Raw genomic sequence first — 22,334 nt, forward strand, 5'->3', positions numbered from 1 at the left:
TCCTCCATTTAAGCATTGTACGTATGTAGCCCCAGGAGGGGGCGATGCGCGATAATATGTCCGAGGCGGTGAACGGCCGCTATGACGGCCCTGCAACGGTCAACTATCGCAATCCGCTTAATTTGCTGATCCTCGGCGGGATCATGCTGATCGCGGCCATCGCGATCGGCACTTCCTTCACGATCGTGAATTTTCGGCAGCGCGCCCTGCAGAAGAGCGAGCGCGAGCTTCAAAACACCGTTCTGCTGCTTTCCCGTCATTTTGACCGGGAGCTAGAGAATTTCGACGCCGTCGAAAGAGATCTGACCCGGCGAATGCAGTCGACGGGCACGCCGGAAGCGTTCAAAAACCAAATGTCAGGTGAGGCCGCACACGCCGCCCTGCAAACATTCGTCAGCGGGACGACGGATGTCGCCGGGATAAATGTTTACGATGCAAATGGACAACTTATCAACTCGTCCCTGTTCTGGCCGCTCCCCGCCATCAACGTTGGCGATCGGGCCTACTTCAAGGAATTGAAGGCCGATCCTTCACCTGCTGTTGTCGTCGCGCCGGTCTACAGCCGTTTCACGGGCGGATGGACCACCGTCGTCGCGCGCAACGTGGTTGGACCGAATGGCCAGTTCTTGGGTGTCGTTTCCAGAGGCTTGCGGCCAGCCAACTTCGAGAAGTTCTTCGAATCCGTGGCGCTTGGTGAAGGGGCTGCAATTTCGATGCTGCATCGCGATGGTACGCTGCTGGCGCGCTATCCCCATGTCGAAAACATGATCGGGCAGAATTTGAACGGAGCTCCGGCCCAGAAGCTTCTGCAGAACGCGGACCATGGGACATTGCGTTTGCATAGTCCCGTCGATGGTGAAGACCGCCTCGCCTCGGCTCGTGTTTTGAGCCAGTTTCCTCTGTCGGTTCTCGCGACGATCAAGGTTTCGAGTGCACTGGCGGACTGGCAAGAACAAACACGGTTCCTGGTTGGCGCGGCCGCGCTTGCGGCTCTCGCGATTGGTCTTACCTTGTTTCTTATCGTCCGGAAACTTTCGGAGCAGCATCAGAACTCCGAACGAAGACTTGCGCTCGAAAAAGAACGCCTCGATACCGCCGTCAACAACATGACGCAGGGCCTGTTGCTGTATGATCAGGACGGACGGATTGTTCTATTCAACCAACGCTATCTGGAAATGTATGGCCTGTCGCGAGATATCGTGAAACCAGGCCTGCATTTTCGCGACCTGATCGCCTATCGAAAAGCACTCGGCTCGTTCAAGGGCGACGTCGACGCGTTCTGTTCGCGCACCCTGAGCAACGTGGCTGAAAAGAAAGCCACCCATACCATCATTGAAACCCCTGACGGGCGCGAGATTGAGATCGGCAACCAGCCGCTGAAAAGCGGCGGATGGGTCGCCACCCAGGAGGACATCACGGAGCGGCGGCGCGCCGAGAAGAAAATTGCGCATCTTGCGCATTACGACGCGCTGACCGATCTGCCAAACCGCGTACTGTTTCGCGAACAGCTCGAGCGCGAGCTCGAGAGAACGAAGCGAGGCGAGCAGCTCGCGATGCTCTATATCGATATCGACGAGTTCAAAAGCGTCAACGATTCCCTTGGTCATCCCGTCGGCGACGAACTTCTCAAGGCGGTGGCATCGCGCTTGCGGAACTGCGTCAGGGAAACGGACTTCGTTGCCCGGCTCGGCGGCGATGAGTTTGCCGTCGTCCAAACCGGGGTCGGGCAACCAAGCGACGTCATGGAGCTCGTCAAGCGAATCTATGAAACCATCCGCGAGCCCTACGAATGTCTCGGCCATCATGTCACGACGGACGCCAGCATCGGCATTGCGATGGCTCCCCACGACGGCACTGATCTCGATCAGCTGCTCAAGAGCGCCGATCTGGCCATGTATGGCGCCAAAAGCGATGGCCGCCGGACCTATCGCTTTTTCGAGGCGGAGATGGATGCCCGGGTCAAGGCGCGCCGTACGCTGGAACTGGACATGCGTCAGGCCATTGTCGACGGCGCCTTCGAGCTGCATTACCAGCCGGTCGTTAATTTGCACAGCAACGAGATCGTCGGCTGCGAGGCGTTGTTGCGCTGGCGCCATCCTGTCCGCGGGATGATCTCTCCCGCCGAATTCATTCCGATCGCGGAGGAGACCGGCCTGATCTGCGAGATCGGCGACTGGGTGCTTGCTACTGCTTGTGCGGAGGCGGCGGGCTGGCCGTCAAACATCAGGCTTGCAGTCAACGTTTCGCCGGTCCAGTTCAGAAGTCACGCGTTTTCGCTGAAGGTAGCCAATACGCTGGCGGCGACCGGTTTGTCGGCCAACCGGCTCGAGCTCGAAATCACCGAAGCCGTGCTGATCCGTGACGACGAAACGGCTCGGACTCTGCTGCAGCACCTCCGCTCCCTCGGTGTGCGGATCGCGCTCGATGATTTCGGCACGGGATATTCTTCATTGAGCTACCTGCGACGATTCCCGTTCGACAAGATCAAGATCGATCGCTCTTTCGTCGACGGTATTACGGAATCCGACGGATCATCCTCGATCGTGCAGGCGGTTATCAACATCGCCAACGCGCAAAACATGACGACAACAGCCGAAGGTGTCGAGACCGAGTCGCAAAGAGAGATGCTGCGGGATCTCGGTTGCACCGAAATGCAGGGCTTCCTGTTCAGTCGCCCGCGGCCGGTTATGGAAATCAGGTCGCTGCTGTCGCCGGAAACAAATTGCGTGGCTGCGGCATAGCCGGCGCAGGAAGAATTTATAATTAATCGAGCTCGCTCCTCGCTGGCTCGCTTTGCGAACCCGTCTCAGGCCCGAAACGATCTTCCGATCGCCCGCCTTTGCGTTCCGGCCGAGAAGCGACGCCGAGCAGCGGCGCTACGGATGCGGGTTCTGCGAATCTTTCCCGTTGGCGACCCAGACGTCGCTTTGCTTGATCCGCTGAATCAGAGCTTCGGGATCGAATTTTCGGAAACCCGACGGTATCTCGAACATTTGCGCAGGCTGTGGCTCGTCGCGAACGTTCTGGGCTGCAATAACGGCGCCGTCCTCGGTCTTGATTCGCAGCGGAAATTTGCGCGCGGGATCGATCCAGCCGAACAGCTCTCGGTTCGGAGCCAGGACCGCGCGGTAGGCAATTGTACCGTTGCCGTCGATCGTCTCCTCTCCGATTCGCTCGCAGCGCCAATTGCCCTGATTTGAGCCCTGATCCGCAACGCCAGCCACTTTCGCCATGGCTTCCCACTGCCGGCAGGGATCGTCCGGATCGACCTGCACGAACATTCGGGTGAGCCGGCTCGACTGGCGGGCGTCCATGAACTGCCGTGCGGCGGGCCGCACGAAAAAAGCAGCCGGCTTTGCCCCGTCGATTACAAAAAAACCATCCGCAAGTTCCGGCGTTTCAATGCGCACCTTGTCGCTGGAAACGCGCAGCCTACCGGCCGGCGCCAACGCACCGTCATCCTTCAGCGTAACGAGATCGGCGGAAAATTGCTGCGCCTGCGCCGAAACGCGGCCACAGAGCAAGAAGCCCACAACAGCAAGCAAGCTCAACCATGACCGGTTGGACAGCAAAACAATCATTGGGCCTTTGGTCATCGTCAAGATCCGTTGGGCGTCATTCGCCATGTGGGCTGGTTGACAAAAAAGCGACGCCGACCGAGCCATCAGGCTCGATCGGCGCCACCTCAGCAATGGGCTAGATTACAATCACTCGGTGTAGGGCTGAGTGACCGCGTGGCTGAAGTCGAACGCATCGAACAGGTCAGCAAGCGCCGGGCTGTTGGTCGGCACGTACGGATTGCTCTTCGAGGCTGTCGGGTTCGGAAAGTTGTCGCGGCTGCGGTTCGTGAGCGGCTTCAGGTTCCAGTTACGCTCGATGAACTTCATCAACGACACGTGGTCGCCGTAGTTGTGATAGACCTTGCCGCCGGTCGAATACGGCGAGAGGATCAGAAGCGGAATGCGGGGTCCGTCGCCGAAGAAGTCCATCGACTGGATGAAGCCCGAGTCCCAGTAACCGCCAGCTTCGTCCCAAGTTACGAACACCGCGGTTTCCGCTTTCAACTGCGGATTGGCGTCGAGCGCATTGAGGACGTTGAGGACGTAGCCTTCGAACAAGTCGACCTTCGAGCTGGACGGATGACCGTCGAGCAGACCGTCCGGCTTGCCGAACGACACCGAAGGCAGGGTGTTGTTCTGGATCGCCGTGATCAGATCGGCAGTGTCCTTGACATGCGCCGTCCGGATGGCCGGGTCGGCCATGATCGAGGTCGCATATTGGAACGGATTGCAGATCTGGCAGTAGGCTACGCCAACGGCGTTCGCCGGATCGGCAACCGCCGCAGCCGACAGGTTCGGGCTGGTCGGGTTCGCCGCAACCGCTTCATTCGAGAGTGCCACGGCGGCATTATACGAGCCGCCATAATAGGCCCACGGAATGCTCTTTTCCATCAGAGCATCGCCGATGGTCTTGACCGGTGACGGCGGAAGGTTGCCAGCGCCCGACAGCGCACCGTTCGGCAGATAGCCGGGGTTGGTGTTGTCAAGCATGTAGTAGTGGTTGGGCTGGCAGTTCGGCTCTGCCGCGTAGGGCAGATTCTCGAGATAGGTCACGATCGGCTTGACACCAGGCTGGTTGATGTCGGCGCAAGCACTGAACGCGTTATCGGCCGTGTACTGGTTGACGGTGCCCGTGACCGGGTTCGGGTTCGCAATCTGGTTTGCGGGCGGCGTGATTGGGTTGCCTTTGCCGTCGCTCCAGAACGCAGCGTCGCCGGTGCCGAGCATGAAGTGGTTGGCGCCGGTGCCACCATGGAACGATTGATGGAAGTTATCGCTCAGGGTGAAGCGGTCGGCCAGTTCCTTCAGGATCGGAGCTTCTTCCTGCTCCGCATTGTAGAAGCCCATCGAGTTGGCCATGCTGTTGTTCTTGGCATAGGTCGCCATCACGAAGGGGAACAGGTCGGCCAGACAGCCCGAGCTGTTGGTCTTGGTCGCGTTGCCGACGCTGCAATCGTCTTGCTGCCAATCCTGGTAGAAGCGGTGCGTGGTGTCGCCGGTGTAGTCGTCGTCGGTGAGTATCGGCCCCTGCAGCGGGAACGGACCCGTCAGAGAGCCGGCGCCGGGAACGCGGGTATCAAGAGAGCCGGTCGGCAGGTTGGTGGCGCCGGTGGTCAGGATGTCCAGGCTCGCCGGATCGATGTCCTTCTCGACGCTCGCTTCGGCGATCGTCTTGAACGGAGCACCGGTGTCGCTCTGCGCAGACGGGGCACCATTGGTGTTGGGCTGCGGCATCGCGTTGGTCGCGCTGTAAGGCGACTTGCTGATGGCCGGAGCGCCGATGTAGTACGAAGTCTGCGCGGCGACCGAATACTGCTGCGCCTGGGCGAAGTTCGGGCCTGGCGTGCCGTCCTCGTTGACAATGCCCTTTGAGAGCAGGTTCGAGATCGTCTGACCCGCGCCCTTCGGCTTGTACACACCGAAGGTGTGGTCGAGGCCGCGATTTTCACCGATCAGGATGATGACGTGCTTGATCGGCGAAGCGGTTTTCGCGGTTTCGGCCGGGTTGGACCCGTTGCCGTTACCACCCTTGCCTTTGTTGAGCAGGTTGTTGAGATCCTGATCGATCTTGTTCTGGACTGCGTTGAGGAAGCGGTTGGGATGCGAGCGCAAATCCCAGTTGCTTCGTCCCACGTTGTTGGCAGCGAAGCCCGCGGTAGCGATAGCCATCGTCGAAACGATGCACACCGCTGTCGTGGCCTTCCATCTTCTACTCAAATTGAATGTCGGTTTCATTGTCGACCCCAAGGTTAAAGTTAACGTTGCGCTAGTTAGTGGGTCAACATGACGCACGCATATCGATGATGTGAACGCGCAAAAGAAATTCAGAACGATTCAAAAAATCTTTCGCCGAAGAACTTTTCGTGCTGCTCGCGCAAGAAATTTGGAGAGAAACACGGATTTCATTAGCGCGTCGCCTGCATCGCAAAGGATGACGGCGCGCGTATCAGCATGCTTTCCGCAAACAGCCGCACGATTCCATGAAAAATCGAATCAGGTGGATTCGGTGACGCCGCGAATCACTGCAGAAATTAATCTGCTCGAGCGGAAAAATTATTTTCCGCTCTTCGAACAATAATTCGATAAAATGCGAACGTCAGTGCGACACGTGCTTCGACTGCATCACCTGCCGTAGCGCCCCGTAATGCGAATCATGCACCGCGGGATTGAACAATGACCACGGCTCCGCGCTGGCCAGCACCGCGGGAACAGCGGCTGCCATGAGAGAACGATAGTTCTTGAAGTCGGTGGCCGCATCAGAAGCCCGGCCGTCCGCGACCGCCATGTCGATTCGCCGCAAGGTAAGAACGAGCTCCTTGAGAGCCGTGCGCGCAAGGACCCGCTGCTGTTCGCCACCCGACACGCTGGTGTTCTTCCGATCGGGATACTGTTCGGTGAGTTCACGCAATTCATTGCCGATGGTATCGACCGCGAGCGAAACCACATCCTTGTCACCCGCCGGAATCGCAACTCCGAGAACGGTGGTGAAATCGTTGATTTCCTTCAGCGATGCGCTGGCGCCGTCGTGCTCGTAAGGCAGCGTACCGTCTCCTACCGCGGTAAGATAGGCGACGAGATCCTGCCGATCCTGTGTGGACAGGCCGAGATCGAACACCCGATCGAAATGCCCCACCACCTGGTCGTAATTGTCGAAGCGGCCATCGTGGAAATATGGCGCGTTGAAATCAGCGTTACGCAGCGTCGGTGTCTTGAAAAGACCTCCCGAGCCGACATCGTGCTGCTGATGATCAACGAATGCGCCCGAAGGAACGTGACAGCCGGCACAGCTCAGATTAGGATCGTGCGGAAACGGCTTTGAGAACAGCGCTTCACCGCGACGCTCCGAATCGCTGGCCTTCCCGATCAATCGCCCGCCCGGACCGAGACTCGCATTGGGCAGGAAGTCGATGTCCTGGATGTAGGCAACGAGGGCATCGAGGATGGCCGGCGACGGTTCAGGACCTGAGAACTCATTAACGATGACGTTGTGGACGAAATCGCGCAGCGACGCCATGCGACCGTCATGGCCATAGGGCGCGAGGTACCGCGCGCCGCGCAGGCTCGGGATCGTGACCGGATCGAGCACGAAATTGTCGGCGTTCGGATTAAACAGCGGCCCGGTGGTATCGAAATTGCCGGGGCGCGTCGACATCTTCGGCATGAAGAACTTGGCGTTGCCGGCGCCATTGACATGACAGGTCTCGCAGCTCACGCTGGCCTGCCGCGCCACTCCGCCGAGGATCGACGGCGAACTGAAGGCCAGATTGCCGAGGTTGATCATATACGACTTGCCGCCGGCGATTTCGGAGTGGAATATCTCGCGCGGCTTGGTAAGCGCGTCTTCGTTCAGCTCGGTTTTCGGGGGCAACGTGGTTTGATCGCCATCGACCGGAAAGGCCATGACGCGCCCGTAAGCACCAACGAGCAGCAGGCCAAGCGCAACGGCCGGGATCCCTAAGCGGCGGATCTTCATCTTGAAGCGGCCTCCAGCGTGGAACGCCGCAACCCCAGTTTGTTCGAGGCGTCCTGCAGCGTGACCACCAGTTCTTCACTGGCGCGTCGCAATGCTGGAATATCGACGTGCTGCAAATCCGGCGCGGCAACGATCTTCTTGAGCTGCTCGATCCTTACATCCACGGAATCGGCGAGCCTGGGGTCGGCGGCCCGGAGCGCAGCTGCGAAAATCGTGTGATAAGCGAACTCGATGCCGCTGACATTGTTACGCATATCGTCGAGTGACGTTCCGCTGATTCGCGATTCGCCACCATCGGCCTTGCTCTCGCCGACCTCGTAGGCCAGCCGCACGGTCCCGTCCAACAGGCCTTGTGGCGTCAGCGGCATGTCGCGAAGCTTGCCGTGAAGACTGTCAAGATGCTCGACCAGCGCGCCGGCGTCGTTCCCGACATCGGTGCGACCGGCGCCAAACAGCGTGGCCTCGATGGCATGAAAGCCGCTATCGGCGTTGGGCCAGGCGTCGATCTGGGCGTCGAGTTCGGGAACAAAGCCCGCCGTGAACACTTCCGATCGTTCCCATCCGGCGCGGGCCGAAATCCACGCCTTCTTTGCTCCCTTCAAATCTCCGGCCGCGGCGCGCTCGCGCAAATCGCGCGCGCCCGCCAACGCCTGGCCGATGCCTTCAATCATATAGGGACGATAATTCTCGGCCCCGTCGTCGAGCGGTGCGGCGCTCGCTGCACATATGCCAAGCCCCAGCAGCGCTAGACACGCCCCTACTCTCACGTCGATCATCGTCTCAAGACTCCCGGTCGCGGCAAGCCCGCGACCGCCACAAAAGGTGGCAGCTACCCGCGCGCAATATTGTCAACTCAGTATGCTGTTTTGTGACGAGATCGTTTCACGGCACGATTTTTCTTCGAATAAAAAAATATTGCTGTGGGAATAACCCGATTGAACACAAAGCTGCGCGGCAATTCGCCGTTCGCTCGCCACGAAAATAATCTTTTCAAAAAACCTGCGTATTCCCGTCATAAGATCGATATGTGGTTATCGCTCCCGCCATCCCGCACCGAACCGTCCGTCGTTTTTCGGCAAGGCTCGCATGCTCGTCGACACCGAGGTCCTGCAACTTCTGGGATTCTCCGCAGCGCTTGTCCTGCTTTGCGGTGCACTGGCGCTGATCGATATTCGTCGCGGCATCATTCCAGACGGGTTGAACCTGTCCATTGCCGGCCTCGGGCTGGTGAAAGCCGTCGTTACCGGCGGCGCAATGGCCGGCATCGGGGCCGCGTCTGAGGGCGCCGTCATCGGCCTGATCTTCTGGCTGTTGCGGCGGCTGTATTTCGCGTTGCGAAAAATCCAGGGGCTTGGCCTCGGAGATGTGAAATTTCTTGCCGCTGCAACACCATGGATCGGCATCGCCGGGATTCCCATGCTGTTGTTGATTGCCACGCTGACGGCGCTCGCCGCAGCCGGCGGCCTGCAACTGGCCGGGCGCGACCTGACACGCCAGACATCGCTGCCGTTCGGACCGTTTCTGGCGATCGGCCTGCTACTGACATTTGTCTCGCAGCAATTCCTCGGCGTGATCTAGGACATGATCCCTGCTGAAGTGCGCATAATCATCGTCGTGTCGCCACCGGACTCTCGATCGCATTCACCGGGAGCAGACGGACCTCGCCGCTCGACTGGGTGCCGCCCGGCTGCGGCAATGTCAACACGGCTGCGCGCTGATCCTTTTCCATCGTCACTTCGCGGCCCTGGATCGCGCGCAATTTCCAGCCTTGATAATCCTCGCCGACTTTCAGCCGCAGCGCTGTTTTCGTTGACTGGTCGAGGAAAATCCCGAAGCCTTCGTCACCACTGGCGATGGTGCCGACCAAGGAAAGCTGGGGAGGCTCGATCTCCTTCTTTCGTGGCGGCGGCTTGATGGGCGCTGCTTCGGCAGTGGCCGCTGCCGGCGGCGGACGGCGGGAAGGCGAGAAGATCGGACGGTCGCGCGTCCCCGACAATTGATTGAGTGGCACGCCCCATAGCGGATTGGCGCTTGGGGTCCGCGCCAGCGCGGTCGGCGCCGCGACAACGCGCACGGTCGTGGCGGGCTCGGCCGGAACAGAGGATATCGCGGGCAATCCCGAGGGCCGGGTGCTGTCGTCGAGGCCTGAATCCAGCGCATCGTCAGACACCGCGGTGGCTGACGCGGTTGCGTCATGAACCAACAACGCCAGCACAGTAAGACCAATGGTGAAGCCGCGCCTCATTTGGCACCTCGCCATTGCCCGGATACTGCAAGCAGGATTCGCAACTTGCCACTTCCGGAGCCCGACGCCGTGAGCGGAGTCTGAACCTCGAGCTGGTCGATGAACAGGAAAGGCATGCCTGCTTCAAGATCGTAGAGCAGTTGCTGCAATTGGGGTTGTTCGATTTCGCAGCTCGCGATCATGCTGAGAAACCCGGTGCGCGACGGCGCGCCCTGCAGGTCGAGCTGGGTCGACAGCACATTGCCGCCGAATTTCACCACGGCTCCGGCTACCCGCTGCAGCAGGGTTGCGCCCGCGATCGTGACCGTCGCGCCCTCGAGATAGGCCGAACCCGATGGAATCGTCACGTCACTGGACGCGCCGTGGGCGGCAGCAGGTCTGCGTCCTTCGAGTTGCTCCAGCATGGCTGACGCCGACGCCACCTGGCTGCGCTGGTCGAGCACATCGACGGTCGAAGTGACGATGATGAACAACAGCGCGGCCAGGAGACCGACATAGATCGCCGTCGACACGATGGGCGACGTGGTGATGGCTTTTCTCGCTGCAGCGTATGCGCTCACGTGCCGGATCCAAAATAGGCTGTGATATGGGCTTCGATATGGAAACGCTCGCCGGTTTCGTTCGCCGCGTGCGTGGTCGGCGCGAAGAAGGTCGCGCGGGTGAACTGCGGCGACTGCTCCATCAAGCGGATCAGGGACGGCGCATCCTGCGTCATGCCCACGACCTGGACCTTGTCACCCTCGATCCGCAGCTCCGTTACATAGGTGGTATCGGGCAGCGCGCGCGAGATGGCTTCCAGAACCATGACGCTTGACGGCGTCGTCTGCTTGCGCTTCGCCAGCAGCCCCAGACCGGATCCGGCTGAATTCGGATCGAGGCGCAGCGCGGCGCGGCGTTGCGAAATCTGTCGCTGCAACTCATCCTGCTCCGATTGCAGATGGCCGCCAAGGTAAGTCGCCATCAACAACGAAGCCGCTGCGGTCACGCCGGCGGACAGCAGAACGGCCCGCAGCAGGCGCGGCACCCTCGCCATGGACCCGATCGCGCTACGCCATGGCTGGTCGAGCAGTTTGATCCGGGCCGGCGGGCGGGCACCAACCGAAGCTGTCGCATAGATGACGACGGAAGCCGCATCCAGCGTATGGACAAACTGGAGCAGAGGCTGGACCTTCAGCTTCGACGTCGCGGCAAAGATCACGTCGATCCGGTCGTTCGCCGCAGTCGTGGGCGGGCTCCAGCCGAACACCGCGTCATTGGCAGCCCAGGGCGTCAAACGATCGATCTGCGCCCGGACCATGCCGTCCAGAAAATCGCCGGCCTTGCTCGGAAAGTCGAGCAGACAGGTCATGACATGATCTGATTGCAATTGCAGCTCAACGCGACTGCCGCGAAAGGCCGCCTGCCAGTCCACCGGTAACGGCGGATGAGGCCTGCCATTTTCGAGACGAAACGACAGGTCTGGCAGCGCCCGAACACTTTTCGTTGGGATCGTCTTGATCGAGATCGTCTTGGCCGGGATCGTGCTGGCTCTGAACGTGCCGTCGTCGCCTTCATCGAGCAGGATCCGGCGCGCGCTCACGAAATGACTTGCCACCTCGTCGACGGCGCCGGTTACGGCCACGATCCACTCACCGAACAGCGCTTTGAATTCGGGGATAACAGCCATCACACGCCCCTGCGTTTTCGTGCACCGCCGCCGCGGGGCTCCAGATCATCCTGCCAGGACAGCACGCGATAGGGTTCCACCTTGTCGCCAAGCGCGATAACGACTTCGGACGCGGCGCGGCGGCCGTTGCTAAGGCGGATGGTCGCCTCTATTCGGTAGCACGTGCTTTTGGCCGTCATCGCGTCGTTATTCGCTGGAGCGGGCGTATCCGCCGTCGCGAGCGGGCCGGTCGACAGCGTTGATTGCGCGCCAAACGCGTCGCCGGGTTTGTCCGCCCCCTTTCCTGGCAGCGCGGCGATTACCTCGGGAGCCGCAATCGCGGCATCGACGCCAGGCGATCCGTTGAACACCGTCACGAACGGCAATGCGCGGTCTACCAGTGCCGGCGGCAGGCCGACCACGAGCGCGAGTTCGTTCACATGCGTAAACAGCGACTGCCGTGGCGTATAGCCCAACCCTGCGGTGGCATAGAGCGCTTCTTCATCGTTGGCACCACCGGGCACGGGGCGGGTTCGCCATCCAACGATCCGGTCTGCGTCTTGCGTGGCGGCCGCTTTGCTCGCGCCGAGCCCTGCGAACAGACCGGCCAGCACTTCCTTGGGTGCGAAATTGAGATCGATGCGGGCAGCCTCAGAAGTGAAGGTGACGAGAACGTCCGCGTCATCCATCCGGAAGTGAAACGATCCGCGCGGGGGCCGCGCCTTGTCGCCCGCGACCGTCAACTGATAGGTGGTGAGTTCAAGACTGGCAGATACCAGCGCTTCGGTCTGTAGCGCGGCATCGTTGAGCGCCAGCGCCTGCGCCGAGGCCGACAGATAGACCGCGAAGATCGCCGCCAGCGCCGACAGCGCCATGAGAATCCAGAGCACCGCAACGATGATGAAGCCCTGCTCCGAAGATGACGCCTCCGCGCGATCCCGCGTCATAGCGTTCCTCCCTGTCCCGCAATCCCGGCTCGGGTATCTGGCGGTGCATTCGGAGGAACGTCCTGCTTGTCCTTGTCGTCACAACTGCCGTCCGACTGCAGGCAGTCGCTCGGCGCCTGGACATGAACCGGTGTTATCGTCGAGACCGACAAGACGCGTCCGGAACTCGCATCGCGGATTGTCAGCTTGATCATGGCCGGCAGCTTGGCGGCCCCGCGCCACGCGCTTTTCCAGATTCGATCCGGACCGGCATAGGCGAACGACAGCCGGAACGGCGCGCGCAGCAGCACCACTGGATCGCCGAAGTGCATTTGCTCCGCCAGCGACGAAGTCGGCGGCAGCGGCGTGAACCGCGTCCGCGACCGTACGGTCACGAACTCACCGTGATCGCTCGTCTCGCCCACGCGCACGACATCCAGTCCCGGTCCCGCATTCGGTCCCAGCGACGTGCGCACGAAGGTTACCGACAGCTCCGATCCCTCGAACAGCGGATGGCGCGTATCGCGATTGGGTGGAACATATTCAGCCGCGGCGAGATCGGCCCCGATCCGTTGCAGCGCGATACCGATCACTTCGCTGCGCTGAATACGGCCGAGGCCGCGATTCCAGCTCGGCAGCCATTGCGCGGTGATGCTGGCGAGCGCCGAAAGCACCAGCCCCATCAAGGCCAGCGCCACAATGGTTTCGATCAGCGTGAAACCACGTTCGCCGTCGCGCTGCTGGGTCATCGCGGCGGTCATTCGGAGGGCTTCTGCATCAAGCGCACGGTGCGAATATCAGACACCGCGCCGGTAGGAGATCTGACCCGCACCCTGACAAGTTCGGGAACCCAGGGGATGTCGGCGTCCGGCACCGTCCAATCGCCACCAAGCGGCGTGACGTCAACCGTCCAGCGGTAATCCTCAATCTGTCCCGACGAAGTGCCGGGATGAAGCTCGGCGCGCGGCGGCAGCCCGACGGTCATGACCGTGCGCACCGTCTGCATCAGCGCGACATGCTGCTCCAGCGACCTCACGCCACGCACATTGGTCGCCATCAGCGAACCGATCGCGACGATGGAGACAGCAACGATCGCAAGCGCAATCAGCACTTCGATGATCGTGAAGCCGGCATCGCGGCGATCAGTTGGCGCTGGTATCGTGGGGAACAATCTCGATCCTTCCGGTCAGCCAGTTGACGCGAATCTCATAGCCGGTGTCGAAGCGGGTCAGCGCGATGGTGCCGCCGCATGAGGTGCCATTGGCGAAGAAGCTGATGGTCGACAGCGCCGCCTGCTGCCGGCAGGTCTGCGGCAGCAGCGCATCGAAGCGCACGTCGTTGGGAATGCGGATCGCATCCCGCGATGCGCCGGAACGAATCGCGCGCGCTTGCGCATCGACCACGGTGGCAACGCTGGTTTGATTGCGGATCGCCGCGTTGCGATCCGCTTTCAGCAGCGTCGCTGCCTGCAGCGCATACGCTTGCAGGCGCGACCGTGACGTCTCACGCGGGATGAAGGGCAACAACACGGCGGCCAGCAGTGCGATGATGGCCAGCACGCACACCATCTCAAGCAGGGTAAAGCCGCGTTCCGTCACGTCACTCATTTTTCGCGGTGGTGTTTTCGAGCGAAATGTCGGCGGCGACCCCGCTGCCACCTTCCTGACCGTCGGATCCGTAGGAAACGATGTCATACGGGCCATGCTCTCCGGGCGAACGATAGATGTAACCATTGTTCCACGGATCGTTGGGGACGCTGCCGCCCTTCAGATACGGCCCATTCCAGGCCGCAACGCCCGGCGTCTGCCGGACCAGCGCTGTCAATCCTTCCGCGGTGGAGGGAAAGCGGCCGGCATCGAGATAGAACAGATCGAGCGCGCTGGCGAAGCTTTGCAGCTGGATCTTTGCCGTCTTGACCTTGGATTCGCTGAGATAGTTGAGAACGCGCGGACCGATCAGGCCCATGATGAGGCCGATGATCGTGATCACCACCAGCATCTCGACCAGTGTGAAGCCCTGCTGGCTGGCATCGGGCTCGAGCCTGTCCCATGCGGGCCTGTCTTCTGTGCGCGTGACGAAAATTCCACCGATGCCTTTGAGCGATATCATGACGAACCAACCTTTGATTTAGCCAAGCCTTTGATTTAGCCAACGAGTTGCGTGACCGACAGCAGCGCGGTCATGATCGACACGATCAGCCCGCCGACGACCGTGCTGATGGTGACAATGGCGAGCGGCCCGACGATGCCGACGACGCGGTCGAGGCTGCGCTGCAATTTCGCTTCATAGAATTCGGCGACCCGGCCTGCCAGCGCCGGTAATTGTCCAGTTTCCTCGCCCAGTCGCAGCATCCGGACCGCCATCGGCGGCAGGCTCGTCGTTACCGACAGCGCATCGGACAGCTTGCCGCCGTGACGGACGCGATCCGCCGCCGCGGTCCAGGTTTGCTCGCTTCCGGTCACCGACATGATGTCGACCAGGATGCGCAAGGTGGCCGTGAGGTTGACGCCGCTGCCGAGCAGGACGCCGAGATTGCGGCAGAACAGACTGGTGCGATAGAATTGAAAAATGCTCGCGATCCCGGGCACGCGCGAGATCGCGGTCATGACGGCGGCGCCCGTTCCCGGCCGGCGCAGCAGCCACCAAATTCCCGCGACCGCCACCGCGGTAGTGAGCAGCGCGACGGTGGCATTGGCCCGCAGAAAGTCCGACAGCTTGATGAAGCTGCCGAGCGTCGTATCCTGCTTCGCGCCGAAATCCTGCAACACGGTCGAAAACTGCGGCAGCACGAACAGAATGAAGAAAAGCATGACGCCGGCGGCCGCGACCAGCACGAAGGCCGGGTATTGCATGGCGTCCGTGAGCTTGCGGCGCATCAATTCGGATCGCGCCCGCTCCGTCCCCAACATGTCGAGCACCTGATCGAGCGTGCCGGAGACTTCGCCGACACGCACCAGCGCGCCATACATCGGGGGAAACAGCGACGGATGATCCGTCACTGCATCCGCCAGGCTCTCGCCGCTGAGAAGCGCCGCGCGAAGCTTGCCGACCACCGGGCGCATCCGCCCGACATCGGCGTCGCCGGCCAGCAATTCAAGGGCATCATCGAGACGCGCGCCCGCCTTCAGCAGCAGCGCCAGATCGCGCGTGAAGGTCGTGACCTCGGCGGCGCTCGGCCGGCCGAACAGGCCGAAACCGCCGGAGCCGGAATCGGCGCGCTTGTCCTCGACGGTTTCGATCGGCAACAGCCGCAAATATTCGATCCGGCGGGCAACCTCCGCCAATGTCGGCGCCGAGAGCGTGCCGTTCACGATCTCGCCGTTCTGCGTCAGGGCCCGGTAGCGAAAATTCGGCACGCGTTCACCGCACGGTTGTGACACGGAGGATTTCGGCGGGCGAAGTGAGGCCGGCGCGGCATTTCGCGATGCCATCGGCAAGCATCGTCGTCATTCCGGCGCGGATGGCCATCTCGTCGATCTTCAGCCCGTCGGTCTTTTCCGAGATCAGTTCGCGGATATCGCTGGTCAGTTCCAGGAGTTCGAAGACGCCGAGCCGGCCGCGATAGCCGGTGCCGCCGCAACGTTCACAGCCGCACGGTTCCTGAATCACTTCCCCGGCCCGGAATCCGAGCGTCGCGAGCCGCGGATCCTCGGCGAAATCGGCATTGGTCAGCGCCCGCGGGGATTTGCAGCGCTCGCAGAGCTGGCGAACTAGCCGCTGCGCGATCACGGCGCGCAATACCGACCGCAGCAGATAACCTTCGACACCGAGATCGAGCAGACGGGGCACCGCCGCAGCCGCGGTTTCGGTGTGTAATGTCGTCAGCACCAGATGCCCGGTGAGCGCGGCGTGGACGGCGACATGTGCGGTCTCGGAATCGCGCACCTCGCCGATCATGATGACGTCGGGGTCCTGACGGACGAACGAGCGCAGCGCCGCAGCAAACGTCAGCCCGATCGCCGGCTTGACCTGCGATTGGTTGACCCCGGGGATTTCATATTCGACCGGATCCTCGATGGTCAGGATTTTACGGACCGGTTCATTGAGGATCGACAGGATGGTCGCGAGCGTCGTGGTCTTGCCGCTGCCGGTCGGGCCGGTGATGACGATCATGCCGTGAGGCAGCTTCATCAGCCGTCGCAGCGTGGCATCGTCGGATGACGAAAATCCGAGTTTTTCGACGACGAGCAGCCCGCGGTCCTTTGGCAGGATGCGGATAACAGCGGATTCCCCGTGCTGGGTCGGCATGATCGCGACACGGATATCAACGTCGGCGCGCCCCGTCCGCAACCGCGCGGCGCCATCCTGCGGCAAACGGCGCTCTGCTATGTTGAGGTTGGCGACGATCTTGATGCGGGAAATCACGGCTTGCGGCAGCACGCCGGCCGGCGCCGTCACCGGCCGCAGCAGACCATCGATACGCATACGCACCACCAGCCCGCTGGGAAATGGTTCGATGTGAATGTCGCTGGCGCGCAGCTCAACCGCTTTTTCGAGCAGATCGTTGACGGCACGCACGACAGGTGCGCCGCTGGCGAGGTCCCGCAGGCTTTCGATGTCGTCTTCCCGCGGTTGCGATGCCGAGCCTCCGGCCGGATCGACATCGTCTTCGCCCAGGCGCTGGTTGAGAACGACCGCGAGGTCTTCTGATGTTGCGATCCTGATCACGACACCGGCGCCAAGCACGATCTGCGTTGCGCGCTGCGCCGCGACATCGGTCGGGTCCGCGACTGCGAGCGTGGCGCTGCCGTCAGAAGATCGATACGGAAAAACCATCATCTCGCGCAAGAAACGTTGCGAGAACAAAGCCGCCAGCGACGGCGCCGATATCATGTCCTGCAGCGTGACGCGCTCGAGTGCATAGAAGCGTGCGGCTTCATCCGCGAACTCGCCGGCCGATAAATCTGTGAGCTCCCAAAGCTTGGCTCGACGGCGATCGGAGACGCCCGGCCCGACAGCATCGTCAAGTCCCTCAACCATCGTCAAATGTTTGCTTTGACGCAGATATTCCACGAACTGCAAGGACACGTCACTGGCCATTCGTCTTTCCGTTCGCGCCGTTTTCGTGGGGTCGGTCGGCGGACCACGGATCGTCGTCCGGCCGTCGCCTCAGTTATTGATCTGAAGTGTGACACCTGTACGAAGCGCACGACTTGCGCACCGCTCAAAACAATTTTGAACGCCGGCATTCACCGAAAATTGCAGCGCGGTGTGCTCTGAAATCAACGCCGTGAAATGATTGGACCGCGACCGGCGCCAACAATTATTTCTGTCATGATCCATCGCTAAGTATGCCCGCCGGCAAGAATGGATCGTCACGCGATCTATGAGGCCGAACATACAGTACATACAGTCGGAATGGCGGGGATTATGGTACGCGTCGGCAAGCTGGGCCGGTACCGAACGATCGGTCGCAGCGCTCGCGCTGTCTTTATTTTACTGTCGATGGGTCTGTTGGCCTCGTGCAATTCGGCAACTGTCGGGTCCAATGACGGATCCCAACTTGACGTTATGGACAAGGTGCGTTCGCTGGACCTGCTGCCGCATCAGCCGCAGCCGGTGAATGCGGGCACCGCGACATCCGGACAAAACGGCGGCAGCAGCCGTCCGGTGATGTACGAAGGCACGGAAGTGACCGCCGTCTCCGACGAGCGGCCGCAACCGACTTCGAGCGGCAACGGCTTCGATCTCAATTTTGAGAACACCCCGGTCGCGACCGTCGCCAAAGTGGTGCTTGGCGACATCCTCGGTGTCGGCTACACGATCGATCCGCGCGTGCAGGGGACCGTCAGCCTGGTCTCGGTTCGGCCTGTCGCGAAATCAGACATCGTCTTCGTGCTGGAAAATGCCTTGCGGTTGAGCGGCGTTGTGCTGATCCGCGATACCGCAGGCTATCGCCTGACACCGCTCGGCGATGCCGTCGGTGCCGGGCACGTCGATGCCGCCGGCGCCAGCCCCGAACCCGGGTTCGGCGTGTCCGTGGTGCCGCTGCAATATGTGTCGGCACAAACGCTACTGAAGCTGATGGACAGCTTTGCCACCAAGGCTGGCACGGTTCGCGCCGATGTGACGCGAAACCTCCTGCTGATTCAAGGCAGCGGCGCGGAACGCCGCTCCGCCGTGGACACCGCGCTGAGCTTCGACGTCGACTGGATGCGTGGTCAATCGGTCGGCATTTTCCCGGTTTCGAGCGGACCGCCGGCTCCGATCATCACGGAATTGGAAAAGATCGTGGATTCCGGCGAAAACGGTCTCAGCCAGAACATCATCAAGTTTCAGCCAATCGCCCGTCTCAACGCCATCATGGTCGTGAGCAAAAAACCGGAGATGCTGCGCACGGCGGCAACCTGGATCAAGCGGCTCGATCAAGCCGACACCGAACGAACCAGCGTTCACGTCTACCAGGTGAAATATGGCGATGCGCGCCAGATCGCGCGGGTGCTGACCGACATGTTCATCGGCGGCTCGTCCACCAGCCTGCTGGACAGCCCCGACAACCAGGTCGCACCGGGATCCGGCACCTCCTCGTCATCGAGCGGCGACCGCCTGTCGATGAATGGCAATGCTTCATCGACGACGAACGGCTTCGGGGCTTCCGGCGGAACTGGAACCACGACAGGCTTTGGCCCGCAAGCCGGTGGCGCGAATAGAGGCGGGAGCGGGAATGGAGGCGGAGCCGGCGCACTCGACAGCGGCCACGGCTCGGGCTCCGGCAGCGGCCAGCCGGTGCTGCAGGGGGATGTGCGGATCACGCCCGACACCGTCAACAATTCGCTGCTGATCTACGCCGATCAAGCCAATTATCGCATTATCGAGGCCACCCTGTTGCAGGTCGACAAACCGCAGCTTCAGGTCGCGATCGATGCGACGATCGCCGAGGTGACGCTGACCAACGAGCTGAGCTATGGCGTCCAGAGCTACCTCACCAGCCAGAATATCGGACTGAAACCGAACACGGGCTCCATCCTCAATACCCAGGCGACGACGGCGCCGGCCACCACCACCGATCCGACCACGGGAGCGGTTTCGGTCGCGGGATCGGTTACCAACGCCTTCATCAATCAAGCGTTTCCCGGATTTAATTTTATGGTCGGCTCCGCAACGCAGCCGAGCGCCATTCTCGACGCGCTGCACTCTGTCACCAGCGTCAAGGTGCTGTCCAATCCATCTCTCGTCGTTATCAACAACCAGGTGGCGACGCTGCAGGTCGGCGACTCCGTGCCGGTTTCCACCGGCAGCGCCACAGTGCTGACGACAAGCAACACCGTCGTGAACACCATCGATTATCGCAACACCGGCGTTATCCTTCGGGTGTCTCCGCGCATCAGCGTCAACGGCGATGTCCGACTCGACGTCGAGCAGGAAATCAGCAGCGTGCCGACGACCAGCTCCAACAGCCTGACGCCGACCGTGTCGGAACGAAAGGTCAAGAGCTCGATCCTGGTAGCGACCGGCCAGACGGTGCTGCTGGCTGGATTGATCAGCGAGCAGCAGAACGGCACCCGCAGCGGGATTCCGGTACTCGATCAGATTCCCGCTCTCGGCGACGCGTTCGGGCACCAGGACAACGCGACGACCCGCACCGAATTGATCATCTTCATCCGTCCGCAAATCATCCGCAACGGCTCCGACGCGCATATTGTCGCCGAGGAACTCAGATCCAAGCTGCGCGGTGATATCGCGACGACGGCGACAAATCAGGCAAAGACCACCAGTGTCCACTGACGCACGAATGCCGATTCCATTCCACGTGGTTATGCGCGTTCGCGGCGCTGTTATCGCCAAGGCCGTGCGTCGATGCCTCTCGTCCGTACCCGTCATTGTCCTGATCGCCATCGGTGCGGCGCCGATCGCGCATGCCGACGCGCTGGCGCGGGGCACCGCGGCCTATTCCCGCGGCGACTACGTTCGCGCGGCCCAGGAACTGTCACCCTTGGCGCAGCACGGAAACGCCAAGGCACTCGGCTTGCTTGGCTTCCTCTACGAGCACGGTTTTGGCGAACCGCAGGACAATGATGCCGCCGCCGATTTCTACGCCCGGGGCGCCGTTCAGGGAAATCCCTTCGCGCAGGCCATGCTCGGATTGATGTACGACAAGGGACACGGGGTGCCGGTGGATTTCGTCCTCGCCTACAAATGGCTCAACCTCGCCGCCGCGCGAACGCAAGGCCACGAGCAGGAAACCTTTGCGCGGTTTCGCGATGCCGTCGCGTCGAAAATGTCGAAGGATGAAATCGCCGAAGGGCAGCGGCTCGCGCTGAACTGGACTGCGATCAGCTTCGACCCGTCGCTGCGGGCGGAGCGTGGTTCGTGGAAGTCCCGCCACCATCCCGAATAGCTTTAGCCGGCTGTTTTGGGCTGGCAAAAGGATCGATTGTCGACCGCCGCATTCGGGTGGAGCGGCGAACGCTTTGTCACGCGACTGAGCGCAGAAAAGCGGCGCGCCTATACGGTCACCCACGTCGTAAAAGACGGGCGGATGGTGCCGAAGACTGCGAAGTAAGACCGCCTGTGAAAGCCCGCCGGCTTGGACCGGCGGGCCAACGCAGAACTATCGCTCTCAGCCAACTCTTAGATTTTCCGCGGATGTTTTTCCGCGATTCTCCATCTCTTCGAAGCTCACCTTGGCACCCTCGTTAAGGCTGCTCAGGCCGGCTCTTTCCACGGCCGAGATGTGCACGAAGACATCTTTGCCGCCTTTGTCAGGTTGAATAAATCCATAACCCTTGGTCGCGTTGAACCACTTCACAGTACCTGTCGCCACTTCGGTATCTCCTCCAGAAAACTGATCAAGTGAACGTGATTCGTCAGACAAACTGGTGGCAACTCGGTGGCAAAAAGCCGTCGCTGTTAGGATGCAGCGACGCCTGTTTGCCCAGAAGGTTAACGAATAGTTACCGCTTCCGCCGCCTAGCGTGAGCCCCGGAACGCCGTCGCGACCACCGCGGCCGTGATCATCTTCTGGCCGGCCGCGTTCCTGGTCGGCGGGGACAAGCAGATGGCAGCCGAGTTGCTCAGATGAAAGGTCAGATGGTCGCTGTCGAGCAGGCCTCGATCGCCAACAATTGCGGGATCCGGTGTCAGGGTCAGCGACCGCCGGGGACGTGAAAATCCATCCTCCGTGCGAGGGGCAGGAACTTTCAGACCTGCAAAACCGTTGGCCGGCTGAAGGAGACCGCAATGCTCGTATCTGCTGCCGTAATAGCCCTGCAACTTGCCGCGCCTTTACCGAGCAACACAGCCCCACTTATCCAGGTTCAGCAGTGCGGAGACGGATACGATGTCGACATTTACGGACGCTGCTTCCCAAACGGAGTAATACCACCCCAATATCAGGCTGCGCGTCGAGGTTACTACTACGGTAGACGGCCAGTGCCGTGCGGCGATGGCGCGGACGTCGATATCCGAGATGGTCGTTGCTATCCGACTGGCACGGTGCCCCTCCGGTATCAGAACCGACCACAGAATTATTATTACGATCGCCCTCGCCGCGGCTATTACTGATACTTTTTAACATCCCCAATGAGGAGCGAGCCGGAGCTGTTCCGAACCGGAACCGGTGGAGTGATTTGCGCGGTCGTTGACCCACGCTTTGATCTCGGGATGTCCGCCCTCACCCGCCGCCGAGATCCCGATCATCAGGATTCGCCATTGATGAAATGCAACGCTGGTCGCTTCCCCTACGCCGACGCGGAAGCCGGGGTGTGAATGGGATAATCGATCCAGCTTTCAAACCACCACTGAGACTCAAGGTCTTCAGGAATAAGCGCGCAATTCGGACAGGCGGTAATCATCTGAACGCCCGACCACTTGAATTTCACTGCTAGTATTACGAACGGTTGACGACAACTGGGACAATCGTCGAGGTCAGAATAGGTCATCGCATACCACCAAGTGTCTGAAAAAGCGCTATGTGCGGCCTTCGCCCAAACGTGGCTGATTAAACTTTACTCATATCGGGAAGTTCCTGCGACACGATGACATG

General features: G+C 61.1%; 19 protein-coding genes. 4 read left to right on the forward strand and 15 right to left on the reverse strand.

Annotation, left to right across the window (positions count from 1 at the left end; genetic code table 11):
* Positions 1 to 44: 44 nt before the first annotated feature.
* Positions 45 to 2,741, forward strand: coding sequence for a bifunctional diguanylate cyclase/phosphodiesterase (locus BLV09_RS23420; RefSeq protein ID WP_244548798.1), 2,697 nt, complete (start codon positions 45 to 47; stop codon positions 2,739 to 2,741).
* A 135-nt stretch (positions 2,742 to 2,876) separates the two neighbouring features.
* Here BLV09_RS23420 and BLV09_RS23425 read toward each other — a convergent pair whose 3' ends face one another.
* The 4 genes from BLV09_RS23425 to BLV09_RS23440 form a co-directional block, all read right to left on the reverse strand.
* Positions 2,877 to 3,596: a hypothetical protein gene (locus BLV09_RS23425; protein ID WP_244548799.1), complete on the reverse strand. Its 720-nt coding sequence runs from the start codon at positions 3,594 to 3,596 to the stop codon at positions 2,877 to 2,879.
* A gap of 111 nt (positions 3,597 to 3,707) precedes the next feature.
* Positions 3,708 to 5,729: a phospholipase C gene (locus BLV09_RS23430; protein WP_174556562.1), complete on the reverse strand. Its 2,022-nt coding sequence runs from the start codon at positions 5,727 to 5,729 to the stop codon at positions 3,708 to 3,710.
* Between the two features lie 427 nt (positions 5,730 to 6,156).
* Positions 6,157 to 7,533 (reverse strand): cytochrome c peroxidase, encoded by a 1,377-nt coding sequence (locus BLV09_RS23435; RefSeq protein ID WP_146689075.1) that lies wholly within the window; start codon positions 7,531 to 7,533, stop codon positions 6,157 to 6,159.
* Positions 7,530 to 8,309 carry an EfeM/EfeO family lipoprotein gene (locus tag BLV09_RS23440; RefSeq protein ID WP_146689076.1) on the reverse strand — a complete coding sequence of 260 codons (780 nt, stop codon included), beginning with the start codon at positions 8,307 to 8,309 and terminating at the stop codon, positions 7,530 to 7,532. The genes BLV09_RS23435 and BLV09_RS23440 overlap by 4 nt, the downstream gene beginning before the upstream one ends.
* Before the next feature lie 310 nt (positions 8,310 to 8,619).
* On the opposite strand from BLV09_RS23440, the gene BLV09_RS23445 reads away from it, so the two are divergent.
* Entirely contained in the window at positions 8,620 to 9,111 is a 492-nt protein-coding gene (locus tag BLV09_RS23445; RefSeq protein WP_146689077.1) for a prepilin peptidase, read from the forward strand.
* Positions 9,112 to 9,139: 28 nt separating this feature from the next.
* Here BLV09_RS23445 and BLV09_RS23450 read toward each other — a convergent pair whose 3' ends face one another.
* Genes BLV09_RS23450 through BLV09_RS23495 form a run of 10 tightly spaced genes read right to left on the reverse strand, consistent with a single transcriptional unit; the run spans position 9,140 to position 17,389 of the window.
* A complete protein-coding gene (locus BLV09_RS23450) occupies positions 9,140 to 9,778 on the reverse strand; it encodes a hypothetical protein (protein ID WP_146689078.1) in 639 nt (212 codons plus the stop codon).
* Entirely contained in the window at positions 9,775 to 10,338 is a 564-nt protein-coding gene (gene gspM, locus BLV09_RS23455) for a type II secretion system protein GspM (protein ID WP_244548800.1), read from the reverse strand. Before gspM ends, BLV09_RS23450 begins: the two co-directional genes overlap by 4 nt.
* Positions 10,335 to 11,444, reverse strand: a complete 1,110-nt coding sequence (locus tag BLV09_RS23460) for a PilN domain-containing protein (RefSeq protein ID WP_146689079.1) — start codon at positions 11,442 to 11,444, stop codon at positions 10,335 to 10,337. Before BLV09_RS23460 ends, gspM begins: the two co-directional genes overlap by 4 nt.
* Entirely contained in the window at positions 11,444 to 12,370 is a 927-nt protein-coding gene (locus BLV09_RS23465; protein WP_146689080.1) for a general secretion pathway protein GspK, read from the reverse strand. The genes BLV09_RS23460 and BLV09_RS23465 overlap by 1 nt, the downstream gene beginning before the upstream one ends.
* On the reverse strand, positions 12,367 to 13,110 hold the full coding sequence (locus tag BLV09_RS23470) for a PulJ/GspJ family protein (protein ID WP_244548801.1): 744 nt from the start codon (positions 13,108 to 13,110) through the stop codon (positions 12,367 to 12,369). The genes BLV09_RS23465 and BLV09_RS23470 overlap by 4 nt, the downstream gene beginning before the upstream one ends.
* Positions 13,107 to 13,520 carry a prepilin-type N-terminal cleavage/methylation domain-containing protein gene (locus BLV09_RS23475; RefSeq protein ID WP_244548802.1) on the reverse strand — a complete coding sequence of 138 codons (414 nt, stop codon included), beginning with the start codon at positions 13,518 to 13,520 and terminating at the stop codon, positions 13,107 to 13,109. The genes BLV09_RS23470 and BLV09_RS23475 overlap by 4 nt, the downstream gene beginning before the upstream one ends.
* A complete protein-coding gene (locus BLV09_RS23480) occupies positions 13,492 to 13,956 on the reverse strand; it encodes a type II secretion system protein (RefSeq protein WP_146689081.1) in 465 nt (154 codons plus the stop codon). Before BLV09_RS23480 ends, BLV09_RS23475 begins: the two co-directional genes overlap by 29 nt.
* Complete coding sequence (gspG, locus tag BLV09_RS23485) at positions 13,949 to 14,455, reverse strand: type II secretion system major pseudopilin GspG (protein ID WP_433994441.1); 507 nt, start codon at positions 14,453 to 14,455, stop codon at positions 13,949 to 13,951. The genes BLV09_RS23480 and gspG overlap by 8 nt, the downstream gene beginning before the upstream one ends.
* A 38-nt stretch (positions 14,456 to 14,493) precedes the next feature.
* Entirely contained in the window at positions 14,494 to 15,705 is a 1,212-nt protein-coding gene (locus BLV09_RS23490) for a type II secretion system F family protein (protein WP_146689082.1), read from the reverse strand.
* 4 nt (positions 15,706 to 15,709) lie between these two features.
* Entirely contained in the window at positions 15,710 to 17,389 is a 1,680-nt protein-coding gene (locus BLV09_RS23495; protein WP_146689083.1) for a GspE/PulE family protein, read from the reverse strand.
* Between the two features lie 330 nt (positions 17,390 to 17,719).
* On the opposite strand from BLV09_RS23495, the gene gspD reads away from it, so the two are divergent.
* Both gspD and BLV09_RS23505 read left to right on the forward strand, forming a co-directional pair.
* On the forward strand, positions 17,720 to 20,074 hold the full coding sequence (gene gspD / locus BLV09_RS23500) for a type II secretion system secretin GspD (protein WP_433994442.1): 2,355 nt from the start codon (positions 17,720 to 17,722) through the stop codon (positions 20,072 to 20,074).
* 7 nt (positions 20,075 to 20,081) lie between these two features.
* Positions 20,082 to 20,687, forward strand: a complete 606-nt coding sequence (locus BLV09_RS23505; protein ID WP_349536624.1) for a tetratricopeptide repeat protein — start codon at positions 20,082 to 20,084, stop codon at positions 20,685 to 20,687.
* Between the two features lie 222 nt (positions 20,688 to 20,909).
* Here the strand turns inward: BLV09_RS23505 and BLV09_RS23510 are convergent, their stop codons facing one another.
* A complete protein-coding gene (locus BLV09_RS23510; protein ID WP_100384677.1) occupies positions 20,910 to 21,113 on the reverse strand; it encodes a cold-shock protein in 204 nt (67 codons plus the stop codon).
* Between the last annotated feature and the right edge of the window lie 1,221 nt (positions 21,114 to 22,334).

Source organism: Bradyrhizobium canariense (assembly GCF_900105125.1).
In the GTDB taxonomy this organism is placed as follows: Bacteria; Pseudomonadota; Alphaproteobacteria; order Rhizobiales; family Xanthobacteraceae; genus Bradyrhizobium; species Bradyrhizobium canariense_A.

Coding starts and splice junctions, on each gene's coding strand:
- BLV09_RS23460 (WP_146689079.1), bottom strand. CDS start 11,444: ATGGCTGTTATCCCCGAATTCAAAGCGCTGTTCGGTGAGTGGATCGTG.
- BLV09_RS23470 (WP_244548801.1), bottom strand. CDS start 13,110: ATGACCGCCGCGATGACCCAGCAGCGCGACGGCGAACGTGGTTTCACG.
- BLV09_RS23445 (WP_146689077.1), top strand. CDS start 8,620: ATGCTCGTCGACACCGAGGTCCTGCAACTTCTGGGATTCTCCGCAGCG.
- BLV09_RS23465 (WP_146689080.1), bottom strand. CDS start 12,370: ATGACGCGGGATCGCGCGGAGGCGTCATCTTCGGAGCAGGGCTTCATC.
- BLV09_RS23505 (WP_349536624.1), top strand. CDS start 20,082: ATGCCGATTCCATTCCACGTGGTTATGCGCGTTCGCGGCGCTGTTATC.
- BLV09_RS23425 (WP_244548799.1), bottom strand. CDS start 3,596: ATGACCAAAGGCCCAATGATTGTTTTGCTGTCCAACCGGTCATGGTTG.
- BLV09_RS23450 (WP_146689078.1), bottom strand. CDS start 9,778: ATGAGGCGCGGCTTCACCATTGGTCTTACTGTGCTGGCGTTGTTGGTT.
- BLV09_RS23440 (WP_146689076.1), bottom strand. CDS start 8,309: ATGATCGACGTGAGAGTAGGGGCGTGTCTAGCGCTGCTGGGGCTTGGC.
- gspD (WP_433994442.1), top strand. CDS start 17,720: ATGGTACGCGTCGGCAAGCTGGGCCGGTACCGAACGATCGGTCGCAGC.
- BLV09_RS23435 (WP_146689075.1), bottom strand. CDS start 7,533: ATGAAGATCCGCCGCTTAGGGATCCCGGCCGTTGCGCTTGGCCTGCTG.
- BLV09_RS23495 (WP_146689083.1), bottom strand. CDS start 17,389: ATGGCCAGTGACGTGTCCTTGCAGTTCGTGGAATATCTGCGTCAAAGC.
- BLV09_RS23430 (WP_174556562.1), bottom strand. CDS start 5,729: ATGGCTATCGCTACCGCGGGCTTCGCTGCCAACAACGTGGGACGAAGC.
- BLV09_RS23420 (WP_244548798.1), top strand. CDS start 45: ATGCGCGATAATATGTCCGAGGCGGTGAACGGCCGCTATGACGGCCCT.
- BLV09_RS23480 (WP_146689081.1), bottom strand. CDS start 13,956: ATGAGTGACGTGACGGAACGCGGCTTTACCCTGCTTGAGATGGTGTGC.